18 protein-coding genes are annotated in these 18,740 nt (G+C 66.6%); 7 read left to right on the top strand and 11 right to left on the bottom strand.

Translation table 11 applies throughout. The features are described 5' to 3' along the window. The 10 genes from ACFWO8_RS28170 to ACFWO8_RS28125 all read right to left on the bottom strand — a co-directional run bounded on the left by ACFWO8_RS28170 (nt 1) and on the right by ACFWO8_RS28125 (nt 11,539). On the bottom strand, nt 1–1,347 hold the full coding sequence (locus ACFWO8_RS28170; protein WP_378967010.1) for a dipeptidase: 1,347 nt from the start codon (nt 1,345–1,347) through the stop codon (nt 1–3). Between the two features lie 11 nt (nt 1,348–1,358). After that, nucleotides 1,359–1,796, bottom strand: coding sequence for a hypothetical protein (locus ACFWO8_RS28165; RefSeq protein ID WP_378967001.1), 438 nt, complete (start codon nt 1,794–1,796; stop codon nt 1,359–1,361). Continuing rightward, complete coding sequence (locus ACFWO8_RS28160) at nt 1,793–3,217, bottom strand: APC family permease (RefSeq protein WP_378966996.1); 1,425 nt, start codon at nt 3,215–3,217, stop codon at nt 1,793–1,795. Before ACFWO8_RS28160 ends, ACFWO8_RS28165 begins: the two co-directional genes overlap by 4 nt. A gap of 188 nt (nt 3,218–3,405) precedes the next feature. Then, complete coding sequence (locus ACFWO8_RS28155) at nt 3,406–4,107, bottom strand: DUF2334 domain-containing protein (RefSeq protein ID WP_378966975.1); 702 nt, start codon at nt 4,105–4,107, stop codon at nt 3,406–3,408. Between the two features lie 121 nt (nt 4,108–4,228). After that, nucleotides 4,229–6,376, bottom strand: a complete 2,148-nt coding sequence (locus ACFWO8_RS28150) for a S9 family peptidase (protein WP_378966970.1) — start codon at nt 6,374–6,376, stop codon at nt 4,229–4,231. Nucleotides 6,377–6,510: 134 nt separating this feature from the next. Next, nucleotides 6,511–7,443, bottom strand: coding sequence for an alpha/beta hydrolase (locus tag ACFWO8_RS28145; RefSeq protein WP_378966960.1), 933 nt, complete (start codon nt 7,441–7,443; stop codon nt 6,511–6,513). A gap of 164 nt (nt 7,444–7,607) precedes the next feature. After that, on the bottom strand, nt 7,608–8,030 hold the full coding sequence (locus ACFWO8_RS28140; RefSeq protein ID WP_378966955.1) for an HIT family protein: 423 nt from the start codon (nt 8,028–8,030) through the stop codon (nt 7,608–7,610). A 106-nt stretch (nt 8,031–8,136) separates the two neighbouring features. Then, nucleotides 8,137–9,558 carry an adenylosuccinate lyase gene (gene purB, locus ACFWO8_RS28135; RefSeq protein WP_378966950.1) on the bottom strand — a complete coding sequence of 474 codons (1,422 nt, stop codon included), beginning with the start codon at nt 9,556–9,558 and terminating at the stop codon, nt 8,137–8,139. 6 nt (nt 9,559–9,564) lie between these two features. Next, entirely contained in the window at nt 9,565–10,218 is a 654-nt protein-coding gene (locus ACFWO8_RS28130; RefSeq protein WP_378913865.1) for a TetR/AcrR family transcriptional regulator, read from the bottom strand. A 157-nt stretch (nt 10,219–10,375) separates the two neighbouring features. Beyond that, nucleotides 10,376–11,539 (bottom strand): pyridoxal phosphate-dependent aminotransferase, encoded by a 1,164-nt coding sequence (locus ACFWO8_RS28125; protein WP_378966937.1) that lies wholly within the window; start codon nt 11,537–11,539, stop codon nt 10,376–10,378. A 127-nt stretch (nt 11,540–11,666) separates the two neighbouring features. On the opposite strand from ACFWO8_RS28125, the gene ACFWO8_RS28120 reads away from it, so the two are divergent. Continuing rightward, nucleotides 11,667–12,893, top strand: coding sequence for a M23 family metallopeptidase (locus ACFWO8_RS28120; RefSeq protein WP_378966926.1), 1,227 nt, complete (start codon nt 11,667–11,669; stop codon nt 12,891–12,893). Nucleotides 12,894–12,906: 13 nt separating this feature from the next. On the opposite strand, the gene purD is transcribed toward ACFWO8_RS28120, so the two are convergent. Continuing rightward, nucleotides 12,907–14,190 carry a phosphoribosylamine--glycine ligase gene (gene purD / locus ACFWO8_RS28115; RefSeq protein WP_378966919.1) on the bottom strand — a complete coding sequence of 428 codons (1,284 nt, stop codon included), beginning with the start codon at nt 14,188–14,190 and terminating at the stop codon, nt 12,907–12,909. A 342-nt stretch (nt 14,191–14,532) separates the two neighbouring features. Here purD and ACFWO8_RS28110 point away from each other — a divergent pair, with 342 nt between their 5' ends. The 6 genes from ACFWO8_RS28110 to ACFWO8_RS28085 all read left to right on the top strand — a co-directional run bounded on the left by ACFWO8_RS28110 (nt 14,533) and on the right by ACFWO8_RS28085 (nt 18,526). Beyond that, nucleotides 14,533–14,910, top strand: a complete 378-nt coding sequence (locus ACFWO8_RS28110; RefSeq protein ID WP_378966914.1) for a PH domain-containing protein — start codon at nt 14,533–14,535, stop codon at nt 14,908–14,910. 14 nt (nt 14,911–14,924) lie between these two features. Further along, nucleotides 14,925–15,350: an HIT family protein gene (locus tag ACFWO8_RS28105; protein ID WP_378913856.1), complete on the top strand. Its 426-nt coding sequence runs from the start codon at nt 14,925–14,927 to the stop codon at nt 15,348–15,350. 80 nt (nt 15,351–15,430) lie between these two features. Further along, nucleotides 15,431–15,952 (top strand): DUF3558 domain-containing protein, encoded by a 522-nt coding sequence (locus ACFWO8_RS28100; protein ID WP_378966906.1) that lies wholly within the window; start codon nt 15,431–15,433, stop codon nt 15,950–15,952. Nucleotides 15,953–15,984: 32 nt separating this feature from the next. Beyond that, a complete protein-coding gene (locus ACFWO8_RS28095) occupies nt 15,985–16,377 on the top strand; it encodes a hypothetical protein (protein ID WP_378966898.1) in 393 nt (130 codons plus the stop codon). Between the two features lie 317 nt (nt 16,378–16,694). Then, complete coding sequence (locus tag ACFWO8_RS28090) at nt 16,695–17,774, top strand: hypothetical protein (protein ID WP_378966893.1); 1,080 nt, start codon at nt 16,695–16,697, stop codon at nt 17,772–17,774. Further along, nucleotides 17,771–18,526, top strand: coding sequence for an ESX secretion-associated protein EspG (locus ACFWO8_RS28085; RefSeq protein ID WP_378966887.1), 756 nt, complete (start codon nt 17,771–17,773; stop codon nt 18,524–18,526). The genes ACFWO8_RS28090 and ACFWO8_RS28085 overlap by 4 nt, the downstream gene beginning before the upstream one ends. Nucleotides 18,527–18,740 lie beyond the last annotated feature (214 nt).

Raw genomic sequence — 18,740 nt, 5'->3', positions numbered from 1 at the left:
TCAGCGGTAGCTGGTCAGAAACAGCGCTTCGGCCAGTGCCATGTGTTCGATCTCGGTGGGATCCACGCTCTCGTTGGGGGCGTGGATCAGGCATTTCGGCTCTTCGACGCCGATCAGCATGATCTCGGCCTTCGGGTAGGTGTCCTGGAAGACATTGCACAGCGGGATCGATCCGCCCTGCCCCTCGGTGGTCACGTCGCGGCCGTAGGAGGTCGCCATCGCCTGCTCCATGGCCGAACGGGCGGGCCCCCGCGTTGACGCGACGAACGGTTCGCCGAGCGCCTCGACCTCGATGTCGAGCTCAGCGTTCCACGGCACATGCGCGCGCAGGTGCTTCTCCAGCAGGTCATAGGCCTGCTTGGGTTCGGTCCCCGGCGGGATGCGCAGGTTGAGCCTGGCCTTGGTGCTCGGCTGGATCGCCGCCGACGACCCGACCACCGCCGGCACGTCCATCCCGAGCACCGTCAGCGCGGGCCGTGCCCACACCATGTCGGAGACGGTGCCGCTGCCGAGCAGGTCGACGCCGTCGAGCACGCCGGCGTCGGCGCGGAAATCGTCGACCGGATACTGCACACCGGTCCACTTCTGGTCGTCGGTGAGACCGTCGATGGTGGTGTTGCCGTCCTTGTCACGCAGCGACGACAACAGCTGGATCATCGCGGCGAGTGCGTCGGGCGCCGGGCCGCCGAACATGCCCGAGTGCATCGGCCCCGCCATCGTCTTCACGGTGACGACGACATTCACGTTCCCGCGCAGGGTCTGGGTGAAAGTGGGCACGCCGACCGCGAAGTTGCCACAGTCGGCGACCAGGATCACGTCGGCGCTCAGCAGATCGGGATTGGCGACGACGAACTTCTCCAGCCCACCGGTGCCCTGTTCCTCCGACCCTTCCGACACCACTTTGATGCCGATCGGGAAGTCCGGCCCGATCGCACGCAGAGCCGTCAGGTGGGTGACGATATTGCCTTTGCAGTCCGCCGATCCGCGCCCGTACCAGCGGCCGTCCCGGTCGGTCAGTGTCCAGACCGGGGTCTTCCACGCGGCGTCGTCGAGCGGCGGCTGCACGTCGTAGTGGCAGTACAGCAGCACCGTGGGCGTTCCCGGTGGCCCCGGCTTGTGCCCGATCACCGCCTTGCTGCCATCCGGGGTCTCGTGCAAGCCGACCTCGGTCAGCCCGGCCGCGGCGAACGCGTCGGCCACCCACTGCGCGGTCTGCTCGCAGCCTTCCGCCGGGAACTGGCGCGGGTCGGCGACGGATTTCAGCGAAACGAGCTGGGCCAGATCCTTTTTCGCCTGGCCCATCAGCCCGGAAACCTTGCCGCGCAGCGCTGTCACATCTTCGGTCATCTCTTCGCGCCTCACTTCGTTGTGTCGTCCAGCTTCAGGGTGTCGAGATGAGAAAGGTAGTCCTGCAAGCGATCCGGGCAGTAGGTGGCGATCGCGAGCGCCACCGCTTCGGCGGAATCGCGCGGGCCGATCACCGGACGCTGACCCGGCCCGGCCGCACCGTTGGTGATCGAGGCCTGGTATTTCGCCTTGATCAGCGGCGAACTCGGGTCCTGGCAGACCGACCCGCCGTCGTCGCCGAGCGCGTTGGCGATCACGTCCGTCTCCGGTGCGGGGAGACCGGCGGCGAGCAGATTGTTGTGCAGCTGTTCGGCTTTCGCGGTCGCGTGGGTGTTCTCGCGGATCTCGGTGAAGGTGAAGAGCCCGATCAGGGCGAACACCACGAGCAGCACACCGGTCGTGAGGTAGATCCACCGCCGCTTGCGGTCGGGGGCGTCTCCGGTCGTCATGCCTGCTTCCCTTCCGGTACGGCGAGTTTCCAGCTGTCCCTTCGGTTTCGGTAGAACAGGTACGGGATGAGCAGGCCGACGATGCCCATGCCACCGCCCACGATGAGTACGTACACCAGCGGACTGCCCGCGCCGAACTGCGAGGGCGGCACGAAGCCGATCGCGAACGCGGCGATCGAGGAGGCGGCGCCCAGGGCGCACAGCCCCATCAGCGCGGGCGCCCGGTAGCCACGCGGGTGATCCGGATTGTCCCTGCGCAGCTTGGCGGCCGCGGCGAACATCAGTACATACATGATCAGATACACCTGCGTGGTGATCACCGACAGAATCCAGTACGCGCTGGAGACATTGGGGATGAAGGCGTAGAGCAGCGCGATCAGCGTGGTGAACACACCCTGCGCCACCAGCATGTTCTGCTGCACGCCGTGCTTGTTGAGCCGGGTCAGGATCGGTGGCAGATAGCCCTCGCTGCGCCCGATCAGCAACAGCCCCTTCGACGGCCCGGCCAGCCAGGTGAGCATGCCGCCGAGTGCGGCGGCCACCAGTGCGATGCCGATGATCGGGGTGAGGAAGCCGATCCCGAAGTGGCCGAAGAAGGCGTCGAAGGCCTGCATCACACCCGCGGTGAGACTCAGACTGGCCGAGGGGACCACCCAGCTGATCGCCAACGCGGGCAGGATGAAGATCACCAGCACCAGGCCCATGGCCAAGAACATCGCCTTCGGGAATTCCCTGGCCGGGTTCTTCAGCGACGACACATGCACCGCGTTCATCTCCATGCCCGCGTAGGACAGGAAGTTGTTCACGATCAGCACCAGGCTCGCCAGACCGGCCCATGCGGGCAGCAGATGGCCCGAATCCATCGGCGCCGCAGACGGATTGCCCTGCGCGAGGAACACCAGGCCGAGAATGACCAACAGCGTGCCAGGGATCAGCGTGCCGATCACCAGGCCCATACTCGACAATCCGGCCACCGTTTTCGTCCCCTGCGAGGACACGTACACCGCGGCCCAGTAGACGGTGATGATCACGATCGCCACGTAGAGCCCGTTGGACGCCAGTGACGGATGAATGATGTACGCGAAAGTGCTTGCCACATAAGCGAGCAGGCTCGGGTAATAGAAAATGGTCATGGCGAACTGACACCAGACGGCGAGGAATCCCAGCGGCTTACTCAACCCCTCGCTGACCCATTGATAGATCCCGCCCTGCCAGCCCGACGCGAGTTCCGCGGCGACCAGCGAGGTCGGCATCAGGAACAGAATCGCGGGAATGACGTAGAGGAATACGCAGGCCAATCCGTACACGGCCATCGTGGGCGCTGATCGCAGACTGGCCACCGAACTCGTGGTCATCAACGCCAAGGTCAACCAGGACATATATTTCGTCGTTGTCGCGACTTTCGTCGCGGTGCCTGTCATCAGCGCTGCCTCCTGCTGTTTTAACAACTAGCGGAAACCACTCGATCAACTGGGCAATGATAACCGCCGCGCGTCCGGCGAAAAGGCTCGAAACTCTGGGAAACATATGCACTGTCGAGTGTCGACACACTCGATACCGAGGCCACCGCCGCGCGCTGATCGCCAGTACGCGCGCGGCGGCGGCCCAGTCAGGCGGCTCTGGCCTCCGGGTAGAGCTCCCAGCGGTACACGTCGCTGTGGGCACCGTGGTACAGCGCGAGATCGACGGCGTCGAGCATCGCCTGTCGCGGACCCGACCGCTGCAATTGCGCCGCCGACACCGCCAATCGCAGCACGCCACCGCGCCGAGCGGTGCGCGCGGCACCCATCACCAGCGCCCGGCACCACCACGGTTCGGCCCGGAATCCCTCGCCGATCCCGTACACCCGAGCACGTTGGGCCACATCACGTTCCAGGTCGAGCATGCTGGTCAGCCCGAATGCCATCCGGAACCCCACGTCGGGCAGCGCGGCCAGCGCACCGGCGGAGGCATCCCAGCGCGGCGCGGCGAACAGCCGGGTGCGCAGTTCCACCCGCTCCATCACCCGATCGGCGGCCTTGAGCCGCAACGTCGCCTCGTGTCGCGGCAGGTCGGCGAACTCCGCGCGCCGGGCCTTGGTGGCGGCCTGGTCGTACCCGTGCAGCACGATCGCGTCGCCAACGAGTCGCCGCCCGCGCAGCCACGACTGCGTCGCCGGATCGTCGACCAGCCGGTACTTGCCCTTCAATCGCGGCGCGACCAGCAACGACAGCCGCACGCCCCGCGCGTCCATCTCCCCGGCGAACTCGATCGCGGCATCGCGAGTCGTATCCCGGATCCCCGACACCGACACGATCAGCTCAGCGTTCATGCACCAACGGTGACAGCCTCAGATGACACCCGCGTGCTCCACCGATGACGCCCCGACGAACTTCGGCGCACGCCTCACCCCCCTGCCGGTGGGCCCCAGCCGAAGCTGGGGCCCAATCGGATCACGCGTCCGCGAGACCGACCCGGTCCAGGACCCAGGCGTATTCGAAGCCGACTTCCTTCCACTTCTCGTAGCGCCCGCTCACACCGCCGTGGCCCGCGGTCATCTCCGTTTTGAGCAGCACCTCGTTGTCGCCGGTCTTGGTGGCGCGCAGCTTGGCGACCCACTTGGCTGGTTCCACGTAGAGCACGCGGGTGTCGTTGAGGCTGGTGATCGCCAGGATGGCCGGGTAGTTCTTGGCCTCGACGTTCTCGTAGGGCGAGTACGACTTCATGTACTCGTAGACGTCCTTGTCCCGCAGCGGGTTTCCCCACTCGTCCCATTCGATCACCGTCAGCGGCAGCGACGGGTCCAGGATGGAGGTGAGGGGGTCGACGAAGGGGACGTTGGCGATGATGCCGGTGAACAGCTCGGGGGCCAGGTTGGCGACCGCGCCCATCAGCAGCCCGCCCGCGCTACCACCGTCGGCGATCAACCGGTCGGGCGCGGTGGCGCCGGTGTCGATGAGATGGCTTGCGCAGGAGACGAAGTCGGTGAAGGTGTTCTTCTTCAGCAGCGTCTTGCCGTGCTCGTACCAGAGCCGGCCCATCTCGCCGCCGCCGCGCACATGCGCCACCGCGAACACCATGCCGCGATCGAGCAGCGACAGCCGCGAGACCGAGAACGACGGGTCGATGCTGGCCTCGTAGGAGCCGTATCCGTAGAGCAGTGTGGGTTTCGGCCCGTCGGGCAGCCCGCTGCGCTTGATGATCGAGATCGGAATCCGGGTGCCGTCGGCGGCAATGGCCCAATCGCGGTGCTGCTCATAGTCATCGGCGTCGTAACCACCCAGCACCGGCTGCTCCTTGCGCAGCAGCAGCTCGCCGGTCGCGGGCACGTAGTCGAACACCTGCATCGGCGTGATGAACGAGGTGACGCCGACTCGCAGCGTCGGCTGCTCCCACTCCGGGCTCGAACCCGCACCGGCGGAGAACAATTCGAGGCCGAAGTCGAGCTCGGTCAGTTCGCCGAAGCCCTCCGGCGTGAGCGGCCATACCGACAGGCGCGGCAGCGCGCCGCGCCGGTAGCTGAGCACCAGGTGGTTGGCGAACGCGTCGATGTCCTCGAGCCGCACGTCCTCGCGATGCCCGATCAGGGTCGTCATGCCCGACGGGTCGGTGGCGGGCGCGACGGCGAGCACGAAGTTCTCCGCCTTCACCCCGTCGACCACATCGTTGTGCAGGATCAGGAACTTGTCCTCGCCCGCGATCACCGCGTGCTCGGCCGAGTACTCCACGCCTTCGCGGCGCGCCAGCAGCGGCCGGAACTCACCCTCGGGGTTGTCCGATTCCAGGATCCAGCCCTCGGTGGTGATCTTGGAACCGAGCCAGATCATCAGGTACTTCTCGGAGCGGGTCGCACCGACGCTCACCCAGTAGCGATCGTCGGGCTCGTGGAACACCGTCACATCGGCGTCGGAACCGGTGCCGACGCGGTGGCGCCACACGGTGTCGGGGCGCCATGACTCGTCGACGGTCTGATAGAAGATGTGCGTACCGTCCAGCGACCAGGTGGCCCCCGGTGCCGCGCCTGCCACCTCGTCGGCCAGCAGCTCACCGGTGCGCAGGTCCTTGATCCGCAGCGTGTAGCGCTCGTCGCCGGAGCTGTCGACGGAGTACGCGAGCAGGTTGCCGTCGTGGCTCAGCGAGAACGCGCCGAGGGCGAAGAAGTCCAGACCCTCGGCGAGGATATTGCTGTCGAGCAGCACCTGCTCGCCCTCGATCGCGGAGCCCACCTCGAGCTGCGGCGGTGTCCACGCGTCGATGCCCTCGGCCTTCGCGTCGACAGGACAGCGGCAGTGCACGCCGTACTGTTTGCCCTCGAAACTGCGCGAGTAGTACCAGTAGTCGCCCAGGCGCGTCGGCACCGAGAGATCGGTCTCCTGCGTCCTGGCCTTGATCTCGTCGAAGATCTTGTCCCGCAGGGGCTGCAACTGGTCGGTCTGCGCCGCGGTGAAGGCGTTCTCCGCCTCCAGATACGCGATGACCTCGGGGTCTTCCTTGTCCCGTAGCCATTCGTAGTCGTCGACAAACGTGTCACCGTGGTGGACCCGCTCGAAGGGCGCCTTCTTCGCGATCGGCGCCGACACAGTCTCATTCTCGCCAGCCATCCGTCCACCGTAGCCGCCCTACTCCAACCGGGCCCGCCAACTCGGCCGTCGGCGGCCGCGGCAGTGCATCCGAACACACCGCGACCCGGCTCTCCGGCGGTAAAGCCGTCGAACCGGGTCGGGTGTGGAGACTGTCAGGCCCCGAGCGCGGGTCCGATGACCGGCCACGAGGCGTGCAGGGCGTCCTCCCAGTACGACCAGGAGTGCGTGCCCACCGGGTGGTAGTCGATCTTCGCGCCGATGCCAGCGCCGCGCAGGCGCTGGTCGAAGGCCACCATGCAGGTGTTGACGCCGAGTTCGATGGGTCCGCCGAGGAAGATGTTCTCCGCCAGTGTGGGCTTGAGCTCTGCCTCGTGCGGGCCGGGGATACCGGTGCCGGTGGACATGTACAGCGCCTTGCCGCGCAACCCTTCGATCAGCAGGGCCGGGTCGTGTGCGGCCCATTCGGGGCTGCCGGGCGCGCCCCACATGTTGACCGGGTTGCCGCCGCGATTGGCGATGGAGAACATCATCGCGCCAGCGGCCATCGCGATGTCCGGGCAGGCGCTGTAACCGGCCACGGCGCGGTAGAGGCCGGGGTGGCGGGCGGCCAGGATGTAAGCCGCGTTGCCGCCCATCGACAGCCCGCCGATGCCGTTCACACCGTTGCCGTTGAAGTGTCCGTCGATCAGGCCGGGCAGTTCCTGGGTGAGGAACGTTTCCCACTTGTACCGGCCGAACCGCGGATCGTCGGAGATCCAGTCGGTGTAGTAGCTGGCCTGGCCGCCCATCGGCAGCACCACGTTGACGTTCTTGCCGCGGAAGAAGGCTTCGGCGTCGGTGGCGTTGGTCCAGGTGCTCTGGCCGATACCGGGGTCGAGCCCGTCGAGCAGATAGTACGTGCCACGCGAGCCACCACCCGCCGGATGCAGGACCTGTAGATCGATATTGCGGCCCATCGCGGGCGAGGTGACGGTGATAGCCGTCCGATGCGGAGTCAGTTCGTTGACTCCGATGATCTGCGCGGCGGACGCCGGCGCGGGGTGAACCACCGCCGGTCCGATCACACCGAGAGCAATAGCCAGCACTGCAGCAGCAACACCTGTACGACGCACGATCTACCCTCCATAACCGCATGCCAATGACAGTCCAAGGTAACCCACAGGTGAACGAACTGGAAGCATTTGGCGTTTCGGGCGTTTCTTCAGCAAACTCCCCGGTTTGCAATGACCGCTTCGCCCGAAAAGGCGGGTCAGCGGGTGAGCGCGCCCCGGATCGAACCGGCCAGATAGTCGAGATCCGCCCGCGCGGGGGACGTCGGCCGCGCACGCAAACCGAAGCCGTCACCGGGTGTCCGCGGGATCACGTGCAGGTGCACATGGAAGACCTCCTGCCCGGCGGTAACCCCGTCGGCGAGAAAGAAATTCACCCCGGCGGCCGCCACTTCGCTGCTGCGCAGCGCGGCCGCGATCTGCTGGCCGACCTGAAAGAGCTTGCCGCCCAACGCCGGATCGAGATCGGCCAGACTGGGCGCCGCCACCTTGGGCACCACGAGGACATGCCCCGGCGTCACAGGACGAATATCCAGGAAAGCCAGCACCTCGTCGTCCTCGTAAACCTTCGAGGCAGGGGCGAGCCCATCGATGATGTCGGCGAAGATCGTGTACGGATTCACCCACGTACGGTAACCCCGGCGAAATCGCGCAATCCGTCGCGTTCTAGTCAGATATCTGATTATTACGAGCCGAATTGGGCGATTACGCCGGATCACTCGACGTGAACTACAGAATCGGCGACGGCGTGTAGCGCGCGGCTTCCGGATTCGCCTCGACCAGCTTCTGCACCTGCGCGACCACTTCGGACACCTGGTCCGACGCCGCGCCGATGAACGCGGCCTTGTCGGCCAGCGCCGCATCCAACCCCGCGCGGTCGAGTGGCATCCGCTCGTCGGCAGCGAGACGGTCCAGCAGATCGGGTTCGCGCCCCTGCTCGCGCATGGCCAGCGCCACGGCCACCGCGTGCTCTTTGATGACCTCGTGCGCGGTCTCGCGGCCAACGCCCGCGCGCACCGCCGCCATCAGGATGCGCGTAGTCGCCAGGAACGGCAGGTACCGGTCGAGCTCACGCGAGACCACCGCCGGGTAGGCGCCGAACTCGGCGAGCACGGTCAGGAAGGTCTCCATCTGCCCGTCGATGGCGAAGAACGCGTCCGGCAGCGCGACGCGGCGCACCACCGAGCAGAACACGTCGCCCTCGTTCCACTGCGCGCCCGCCAGCTCGGCCGCCATCGAGCCGTAGCCGCGCAGGATCACCTGCAGGCCGTTCACCCGCTCGCAGGACCGGGTGTTCATCTTGTGCGGCATCGCCGACGACCCGACCTGGCCCGGCTGGAAACCCTCGGTGACCAGCTCATGACCGGCCATCAGCCGAATCGTGTGCGCGAACGACGACGGCCCGGCACCCAGCTGCACCAGCGCCGACAGCACATCGTGATCCAGCGACCGCGGGTACACCTGACCCACGCTGGTGAACACCGTCGCGAAGCCGAGGTGGGTGGCGACCTGCCGTTCCAGGGCGGCGAGCTTGCCCGTGTCACCGTCGAGCAGGTCGAGCATGTCCTGGGCGGTGCCCATCGGGCCCTTGATCCCGCGCAGCGGGTAGCGGTCGATCAGGTCGCGCATCCGGGCGAGGCCGACGAGCATCTCGTCGGCGGCGGAGGCGAAGCGCTTGCCCAGCGTGGTGGCCTGCGCGGCGACATTGTGCGAGCGCCCGGCCATCACCAGCGTCTGGTACTCGGCGGCCCGCTCGGCCAGCCGCGCCGCGATGGCGATGCCGTGGTTGTAGACGTGCTGGAGGGAGAGCCGGATCTGCAGCTGCTCGACGTTCTCGGTGAGATCGCGGCTGGTCATGCCCTTGTGCACGTGTTCGTGCCCGGCGAGGGCGTTGAATTCCTCGATCCGCGCCTTCACGTCGTGGCGGGTGACCCGCTCACGCTCGGCGATCGAGGCCAGGTCCACCTGGCCGATCACGCGTTCGTAATCGTCGACAACCCCTGCGGGGACATCGATTCCGAGTTCGGCCTGCGCACGCAGCACCTCCAGCCACAGCCGGCGCTCGAGCACGATCTTGTTCTCGGGCGACCAGAGCGCGACGAGCTCCGGGCTGGCGTATCGGGTGGCGAGGACATTCGGGACGAGGCTCACGAGCACTCAGTCTAATTGCCGCACCCGTTCGGCCTGCTGGGGCATCATGTTCGGGACCACGGGCGGGGCGACGATATCGATCATTTCGAGCAAACCGGCCCGGGCGGGTCGGCGGGGCTCGGGGTGGCCTTCGATCAGCGCGGCGACCACCGCACCGTCGACGACGGCCACCAGCCTGCGTAACTGCTCGGGGCGCACCACTCGGTCGGAGCGGCGCAGCACGTCGGCGAGCAGTTCTTCGAGCTGCGTGCGTAGTCGGAGCTGGACCTCACGTAACTCGGGATGACGGGCCGACGCCACGGAACGCTCATAGCGGGCGATGAGCTGACCGCGGGCGTCCAAGTCGCCGTCATCGGGGCCGACGAGCACGTCAAGGACGAGCTCGACCGTCGCGTCGGTGCCGCGCCTGCGATGGCTGACCTCGCCCACCCGGCGGCGCATCGCGTCGAGTTCGATCGCGCCGCTGAACTCGACGGCGCGGGCGATCAGATCTTCCAAGGATTCGAAGTAGTAGGTGGTCGACGCGAGTGGAAGATCGGCTCGGGAGGCCACCGAACGATGTCGCACGGCGTCGAAGCCGCCTTCGAGCAACAGCTCAGCCGCCGCCGCCACCAGAGCCTGCCGACGTCGTTCGCCTTTCGGGGTCGTTGCGGTGGTCACCGTGCAGGAGTGCCAGTCATCATCAGTTCAACCGTGCGCAATCGTCATCGGGGAAACACTGGGAATTCGGGATAACTGAGTTTTACCGTATCCCAGCACAGATGTGTTCGTACTACGCAAAGTTGTTGTCGCACATCACTGTTGACAAGGGGTCGGATCAGCCCTTCAGGAACCCGCCCAGACGCTCCAGTGCTGCGGCGATGTCGTCGGTGGCGCCTGCGAAGGAAAAACGGACCGTGTGGTTTCCATTTGTGGTGTCGAAATCGAGTCCGGGCGCCAGTGCGACGCCGGTTTCGGTGAGTACCTCGGCACACCAAGCCCGGGAATTGTCGGTCAAATGTCCAATATCGGCGTAGGCGTAGAAGGCGCCGTCAGCGGGTGCGAGATCGGTGATTCCGATCGCGGGCAAACCCTCCAGGAGCAGCGACCGGTTGCGCGCGTACCGGCGCACATGCCCGTCCAGTTCATCCTTGGCTTCCGGCCCGAAAGCGTGCACGGCCGCGTACTGGGAGATCGCGGGCGGGCACACCGTCATATTCGACGCCAGCCGTTGCAGTGCCGGGCGCAGGTCGGCCGGGGCCAGCATCCAGCCGAGCCGCCAGCCGGTCATCGAGAAGTATTTCGACACCGAACCGATCACCACCGATTCGCGGGAGAACTCCCACGCCGAGGAGGTCGGCGTGCTCGCGCCCGCGTAGGTGATGCCGTGGTAGATCTCGTCGGAGATCAGCAGCGTGCCGTGCTGGTCGCACCAGCGGGCCAGCGCGGCGAGTTCGGCGGGGTCGATCATGGTGCCGGTCGGGTTGGCCGGGCTGGCCACCACCAGACCCTTCGGCGGCTCCGGCAGCGCTTCGAGCATCGCCACGGTCGGCTGGAATCTGGTCTGCGGGCCGCAGTCCAGTTCGACGACCTCGCACCCGAGGGCGGACAGCGTGTTGCGGTAGGCGGGATAGCCGGGGCGCGCCACCACCACGGTGTCACCCGGGTCGAAGGCGGCCAGGAAGATCAGCGTGAACGCGCCCGAGGACCCGGTGGTCACCACCACCTCGTCGGGGTGCACGTCGTAGCCGTAGGTCTCGCTGTGATGGCCCGCGATGGCCTCGCGCAGCGGCAGAATGCCGAATGTCTCGGTGTAGCCCAGCAATTCGTGATCGATGGCGGCTCTGGTCGCCCGCAGCACTGGCGCGGGCGCCTGCGTCGATGGCTGCCCGGCCGCGAGCACCAGCACATCGCCGTGCGACCTGGCGCGTTCAGCGGCCGCTTTCCACACATCCATGACGTAGAAAGGGGCAATGGCCGACCGGCGCGATTCTCTGGACACCCGAGAGACGGTAGAGCACCCGATTGCGGACGTTCACCGATATGGTCGGCACAATGGCTCCGACAGCGAAGACGCAGCCGCCGACGCGACCCCTATGGTCACGTCGGGGCCTGGGCGCGGGGGCGAGATGAAGCGGACAGGCACCGACGTGGACACCGACATTCGCGCACCGGGTGGGGACTCGGAATCGACCGCGTCAGGAACAGGCAACGCGGCGCCGGGCCGGTCCGGGGGAAGTAGCGCCTCCACCGCAGACAGCGCGACGGCAGGCGCATCCACCGCCCGCAGCGGCGTGGCCGAGGGCTCCGAACGAACGCACGACGATGGACCGGCACGATCGAGTGCCGACGCGGCCGAGCGTTCGAGCCGCCGGGTCGTGAGCGTCAATGGCCGGATCTTGCAGGCGAATTGGCGTGAACAGCTGCCTTCGAAGGTCGCGGCTCGCGATCGGATGACGGAGTGGGCGGCGCGGTATCCGGTGGTCGGGGAGATCGCCGGTGAGCTGCGTAGCGGTGAGGTGCGCAAGGTCTTCTGGCGGCGACCGAAGGCGCAGGCGGAGGGCATGTGGGCGCGGCGGCCCAGCCGCGAGCGGGTGCGTCAGGTGCTGGTCGAGCGGCGCGTACTCCTCGCCGGAATGGCCGCGGTGGCGGTGTTCGTCGCTGCCGACGGGCAGTTCGGCGGCGCCGTCGACGGGCCCCCACTCGCACCGGGCGAAGCACTGCACGTGGCCATCGCCTATCCCCCGCAGCTCCTCCCCAACCCCCAATCGGCGACCCGCATGCTCGCCGCGATCGACGCGGGCGAAAAGCGCCGCGAGGCACTCGTGGTCGCCGCGGCGGCCCGCGCCACCCTCGAACGTGCGAAAGCGGAGGCGGCTGCCGCGGTTTCCGGTGAATGGCAGGACTGGATGGGCCAGCGCGCCCCGGTGGTCCCCGGCACGATGGTGCCCGGATCGACCCCGTCCATCGGCGGGTTCAGCCTGCCCGCGAAGGGCGCGTTCACCTCCGGTTTCGGGTCCCGCTGGGGCACCCTGCACCGCGGCATCGACATCGCGGGCCCCCTCGGCAGCCCCATCTACGCCGTTGCCGACGGCACCGTGGTGGAAGCGGGCCCGGCGCAGGGTTTCGGCCTGTGGGTCCGCATCCGCCACGACGACGGCACCATCAGCATCTACGGCCACATGTACGACTTCGTCGTCTCCCAGGGCGAGCGCGTCCCCGCCGGAATGCAGATCGCCCGCATCGGCAACCGCGGCGATTCCACCGGCCCGCACCTACATTTCGAAATCGTCCAGAACGGTCAGCATGTGGATCCACAGGCCTGGCTCGCGATGCACGGCCTGCGTCTCGACTGACAACGTCGGCGAACTACCCGACGACGCTGTTGCGTTCCGGCACCACAACGTCGGTCGCGCCGATATCGGTCCGGAAATGGCTGCCGGGGAGTTTGATTCCCGCGAGCCGCGCATAGGCCCGCTCGCGCGCCTGCGCGAGATCCGCACCGACACCGACCACGTTCAGCACGCGCCCGCCCGCTGACACCAGTGCCTTGTCCGCGCGCTGATCCGTGCCTGCGTGCAGTACCAGCGTTTCGCCCTCGAGCGCGCCGTCATCGGCGCCGGTGATCACATCGCCGGTGCGCGGGCGCGCCGGGTAGTTCTCGGCGGCGAGCACGACGGTGATCGCGGCACCGTCCTTCCAGCGGGGTGCGTCGACCTCGGCGAGGCGACCGGTCGCGGTGGCGTGCAGGAGTTCGGCGAACGGGCTGTCCAGCAGCGCGAGCACCGCCTGGGTCTCGGGATCGCCGAAGCGGCAATTGAATTCGACGACAGCCGGGCCGTTCGTGCCGATCGCCAGACCCGCGTACAGCAGGCCGGAGAACGAACTACCGCGCGCGACGAGCTCGGCGGCAACGGGCTTCACCACGTCGTCGATGATCTCGGTGAGCGTCTCGTCCGGCAGCCACGGCAGCGGCGTGTAGGCGCCCATGCCGCCGGTGTTCGGGCCGGAATCGCCGTCGCCGACTCGCTTGTGGTCCTGCGCGGGCAGCAGCGGAATCACGGTCTCACCGTCGACCAGGCAGAACAGTGACACCTCCGGCCCGTCGAGGAACGACTCCAGCAGCACCGGATGGCCCTGCTCGAGCAGCTCGGCACCGTGATCACGGGCCGCGCGCCGGTCGGTGGTCACCACCACACCCTTGCCCGCGGCGAGCCCGTCGTCCTTGACCACCCAGGTCGGGCCGAAGCGGTCCAGCGCCGCGTCCAGCTCGGCCGGGTTGTCGACGATCTCGCTGTGCGCGGTTCGCACCCCGGCCACCGCCATCACATCTTTCGCGAATGCCTTGGACCCTTCGATCCGGGCCGCGTCGGCCGACGGGCCGAACACCGGGAACCCGGCCGCGCGCACGACGTCGGCGACGCCGAGCACCAGCGGCACCTCGGGACCGATCACCACCAGGTCGGCGGCCACCTCGGCGGCCAGGGACGCGACGTCTTCGGCGGCGCAGGGATCGACCTGGCGTAGCTCGGCGTGCTGGCCGATGCCGGGGTTGCCGGGGGCAGCGATCACCGCCGTCACCGAGGGGTCCCGGCGCAGCGCCAGGACGAGGGCATGTTCACGGGCTCCGGAACCGATGACGAGTACGCGCACGAAGGCAAGATTAGTCGCGCACTTCGCACGCACTTCGCACGCCCCTGACCGCGCACTTCGCGCACCGCGAACCGATACGCGGTATCGGTACCGAGTATCGGTTCCCTCGTACCGATACTCCGGCCTCGAGCATGTTCCGAACCCAGCAACCGGATCGAACCAGCCCCGTGCGGTCACCCGCGACCAGCTCGCTCGGGCACCAACGGCCGCGGCATGGCGACTCGACCCCGATCGTCGATCCGTGCGCGGCCAACCGGCATAGCCCTCGCGGCTCGGGTTCAGTTGCGCCACAATGGAACGCAGGTATGGCGCGAGAGCCGCCACCGAAACGGGGAGCACACGATGGGCCTGCTCGACGGGATGATGGGCAATGCCGGTCGCATAGATCCGGCCGCCGCCCAGCAGGAATACGCGAAGCTGTTCGGTCAGGGCGAGCAGGTGTATGCCGCGTTCATCCTGGTCCGCGACGCGATGCTGTTCACCAACCGCCGCCTGATCATGGTCGACAAACAGGGTGTCACCGGCCGCAAGGTCAGCTACCACAGCATTCCCTACCGTTCGATCAGCCACTTCGCCGTCGAAACCGCTGGCACCTTCGACCTCGACGCCGAGCTCTACATCTGGATCGGCAGCGGCGACGAGCCGGTCAAGCAGCGTTTCAACCGTCAGGTCGACATCTACGAGGTGCAGGGCATCCTGTCGCATTTCGTGTCGATCTAGCTACGCTCACCGGTATGGCATCCGTCTTCAGCGCGATCATCGCAGGTCAGATCCCCGGCCGTTTCGTCTGGGAAGACGACGAGTTCGTCGCCTTCCTCACCATCGGCCCCGTCACCCAGGGTCACACCCTCGTCGTGCCGCGCGCGGAGATCGACCAGTGGCAAGACGTGGATCCCGCCGTGATCGCCCGGATGATGGGCCTGGCCCAGAAGATCGGCCAGGCCGTCCGCGTCGCCTTCGACGCCCCGCGCGCCGGCCTGCTCATCGCCGGCCTCGAGGTCCCCCACCTGCACACCCACGTCTTCCCCGCCTACACGATGGGCGACTTCGACATCTCGGGCGCGAACACCGACCCCACCCCCGAATCCCTCGACGAGGCCCAGACCAAGATCAAGGCCGCCCTGCGCGACCTCGGCCACGGAGCCAACGTCCCAGCCTGATTTCCATTTCGATGGAACCGAACCGCCCGACCGCGCGTCTAAGAAGGCGAGCGGTTGTTGTGCGCGATAGAGGAGAAGAGATGCGACTGGTTGGCTTTGCCGCCGGGGTGTGCGCTGTACTGGCGCTTGCCGGATGTTCTGAAGCGGTCGATGGGCAGCCTGAGGCCAGCGGGGCTCCGCTGACCAAGGAGCAGTTGTTCGATCCGTGTGCTGTATCGGACAGCGTGTTGCTGGCGGCGGGGGCTGATCCTGCGTCGAAGGACGACAACCCGTTCTCGGTGCCGCGACCGGATTGGAAGGGGTGCGGTTGGCGGGCCGGCGATCACTTCATTTCGTTCTTTTCTACAACAAATACGCTGCAACAATTTCGCGAAAACCAATACTTTCGCGATTTTCGCGATGTAACAGTCGACGGTAGGCCAGCCCTGCAGTTCTACTTGGGTTCAATCAACCCTCCGGAAGAATGCGAAATCGTTTTCGATACAAGCCAGGGACGAGTCACCTTGACGGCAAGCAAAGCTTCAAGCAGTAATTCGACTACCGACCCCTGCGTTTGGGTGAATGATGCTGCATCTCATTTCGCTTCATCGATCCCCCGTTAGCGACGACTATATCCGCACTGGAGATATTCAAAATGGCCGATCCTCACGAGCTCACGAAAAAATTTCAAACGCTTGCTGGCGAAGCTGCCGCAGGCAGGCTGGTGATCGAGTTCGACACTGCCGAAAGATGCGCGAAACATTGCGATAATTACATTTCCGATCTGGACCGCCTGAAGTATCGGACCCAAGGCATGGTCAATGTCGACTCTTTCGGCAGCTTGGGCTCAGCGACTAAGCTCGGGCAGAAATTTGCAGACCTTGCTATCGGCGGCCCTGGCACCGGCTCTTACTCCGATGCCATCCGCCTGCACCAAGAAGTGCTAGCCGCCATGGCCGACATGTACCGCAAAGCCGGTGCCGCATACAAGGACTGCGACGAGGCGACCCAGCTCGCCATCAAGCAACAGACCAACAAACTAGACTGAATCCGGGGGGACAAATGACTTTCTCAGATTTCATGAGCAAAGTGGCCAGTGTTGCGTACACAGCTTCGAGCTCATCCAGAATTACTGACCGAATGAGCTCGCTGTTCGATAGCGACATAGCCCCCACGCAGTCCGAACTGGACGCCCAGGCTGCCGGCAACAGCGCAAGGTCTCGCATCTACGCCGAGAATTCCAGCCTCGCCACCGGTTTTTCCGGCGAGTTCACGCCGCAGGTCGTGCCGCCCGTCTTGGAACCATTCCTCACCATGAGCCATTCGGATATCATGAAATTTGTTGAGTCGATCACCCCTGAGACGATGAGTACCAGCGTTCAAGGCTGGCGGCAATTGGCGACTGACACCACAACGAAAGCCACTGCCTTCCACGACAGTATCCAGAAGGAAATGGAACGAGGCTGGTCGGGAAGCGCGGCGAGCCAAGCGCTGGCGAGCACCAAGAGCTATCTCGCCGACGTGCACAAGGTCGACCAGGCCGCCTCCCTGATCGGCAACAAGATGGAAGAGGCCTATTCCGGCTTCAATCAGGTGAAGTACTCGGTGCCGCACGAGTCCGACAACCAGAGCAGCACCATAGGCGGAATAGTGGTCTCCGCGCTCGCGTCTTCGGTCGTGCCCGGCAGCGGTATCGCGACTTCCTTGCTCATGGACAGCACCAGCGCAGGCCGCTCAGAAGCCGCCCAAGCCGCGGCTCGCCAGGTGATGGAGACCGTCTACAAGCCGGTCGCGCAACAGTCCGACACTCAGGTCCCGAAGGTGCCCGAGCCATCGAAACCCCAGTCCGACAAGCCAACCGGCGGCGACGACAAACCGACCGGCACCAACACCGACAAAGGCACCAACACCGACAAGGGCACCACCACCGACCCGGGCGACGACGACACCACTCCCACCACCACGGAGCCGGAAACCCCCACCGCTGACGACCCAGGCGAAGACGACACCACCGGCGACGACACGACCGGCGACGAGACCACCGCCGCCACGACGACCCCCGAAACCCCCACCACCACGACCCCGGCAGGAACCACCCCGGGCACCACCCCGGCGGGCACGTCCCCCGGCGGCCTCGGCTCCGGCGGCGGAGCAGGCGCGGGCGCGGGTGCGGGAGCGGGCGCAGGTGCGGGCACCCCCGGCGCGGCAGTCCCCGGCACCGCGGGCCAGAAACAGGCCGCAGGTGCTGGAGCGGGCGCGGGCGCGGGTTCCGGCGCATCGTCGGGCCGCTCGGGTATGGGCGGAATGGGCGCACCCGGAGCGCGCGGCGGCGGCAAGGACGACGAGGACGAGCACCAGGCCCCCGACTACCTGCGCGGCGTCCACGAAGAACTGCTCGGACCCGACCGCCTGCACGTTCCGCCGGTGATCGGCGGCGACGCATGACCGACACCTGGGAGCTGACCCCGTTCGAATTCTGGGTCGCCTGGGAAACGCTCGGCCGCGACCGCATGCCCTGGCCCCTCACCTTCACCGCGGGTGTCGAAACCCAGGTCGAATTCGACCTGGAATGCCGTCGCGCCGCGGATACGCTGATCGCCAAAATGGGCACCGACGAATCGCTCTACCACGCCTTACACGCCCTCGCGCACCCCGAAATCCGCATCGAACTGTTCGGCCACCGGCTCGACGGCCGGACCCGTATGGTCCGCGCCTGCGCCACCACCGAAGCAGGCAACGGCGCCATCGCCGCCCAACTCCCCGGCCCCGAATACGGCCAGGGCGGCAACATCCTGATCTCCCTACGCCCCGCCCACGCCATCACCACTCGCCTGCTGGCCATCCTCCCGAAAACCCCCGCGGGCACCACCGGCGGCTTCAACGTCCACCGCGACGACTTCACCACCACCCCCGACCCCTACGCCCGCCACCGCACCCCCGCCGAACAAGCCCTCAAATTCCTCAAACGCCCCTTCATCACCTACGCCGAATTCCGCGTAGCCACCGGCCCCGCCCTGGACGGCTGGCAAGAAGGCGGCACCACCCTCCAACTGGTCGACTACACCAACGACGGCCGCTACCTCATCCAAGAAGGCGAACGAGTAGAAGTAACCCCCACCACCCCCGACAAAATAGAAGCCAACCTCCAACGCCTGATCGACCAAGCCACCGCCACCACCCGCCAATCAGCCTGGTAACCAACACAACTAGAACCTGCAGCTGCTAGTTCTGTCAGAGAATCCGGTACAGATCAGCCCGATCTCTACCGGATTTCTTGTGCCTGACGATGCCCGCGAAGGCACTCCTCCGCAGTCTTAGTGGTCACGCCCGTAAGTCGTTCGGGGGTCAGTGTCCGAGGTAGAGATCGCAGGCGCAGTCAAGGGCTTCCTGGGGGCTGCCTGCGGTGAAGCC

The sequence above is a fragment of the Nocardia sp. NPDC058480 genome, from assembly GCF_042720495.1.
In the GTDB taxonomy this organism is placed as follows: Bacteria; Actinomycetota; Actinomycetes; order Mycobacteriales; family Mycobacteriaceae; genus Nocardia.
Note: the sequence above shows the minus strand (reverse complement) of the source record. Positions and strands in the feature narration are given on the sequence as shown.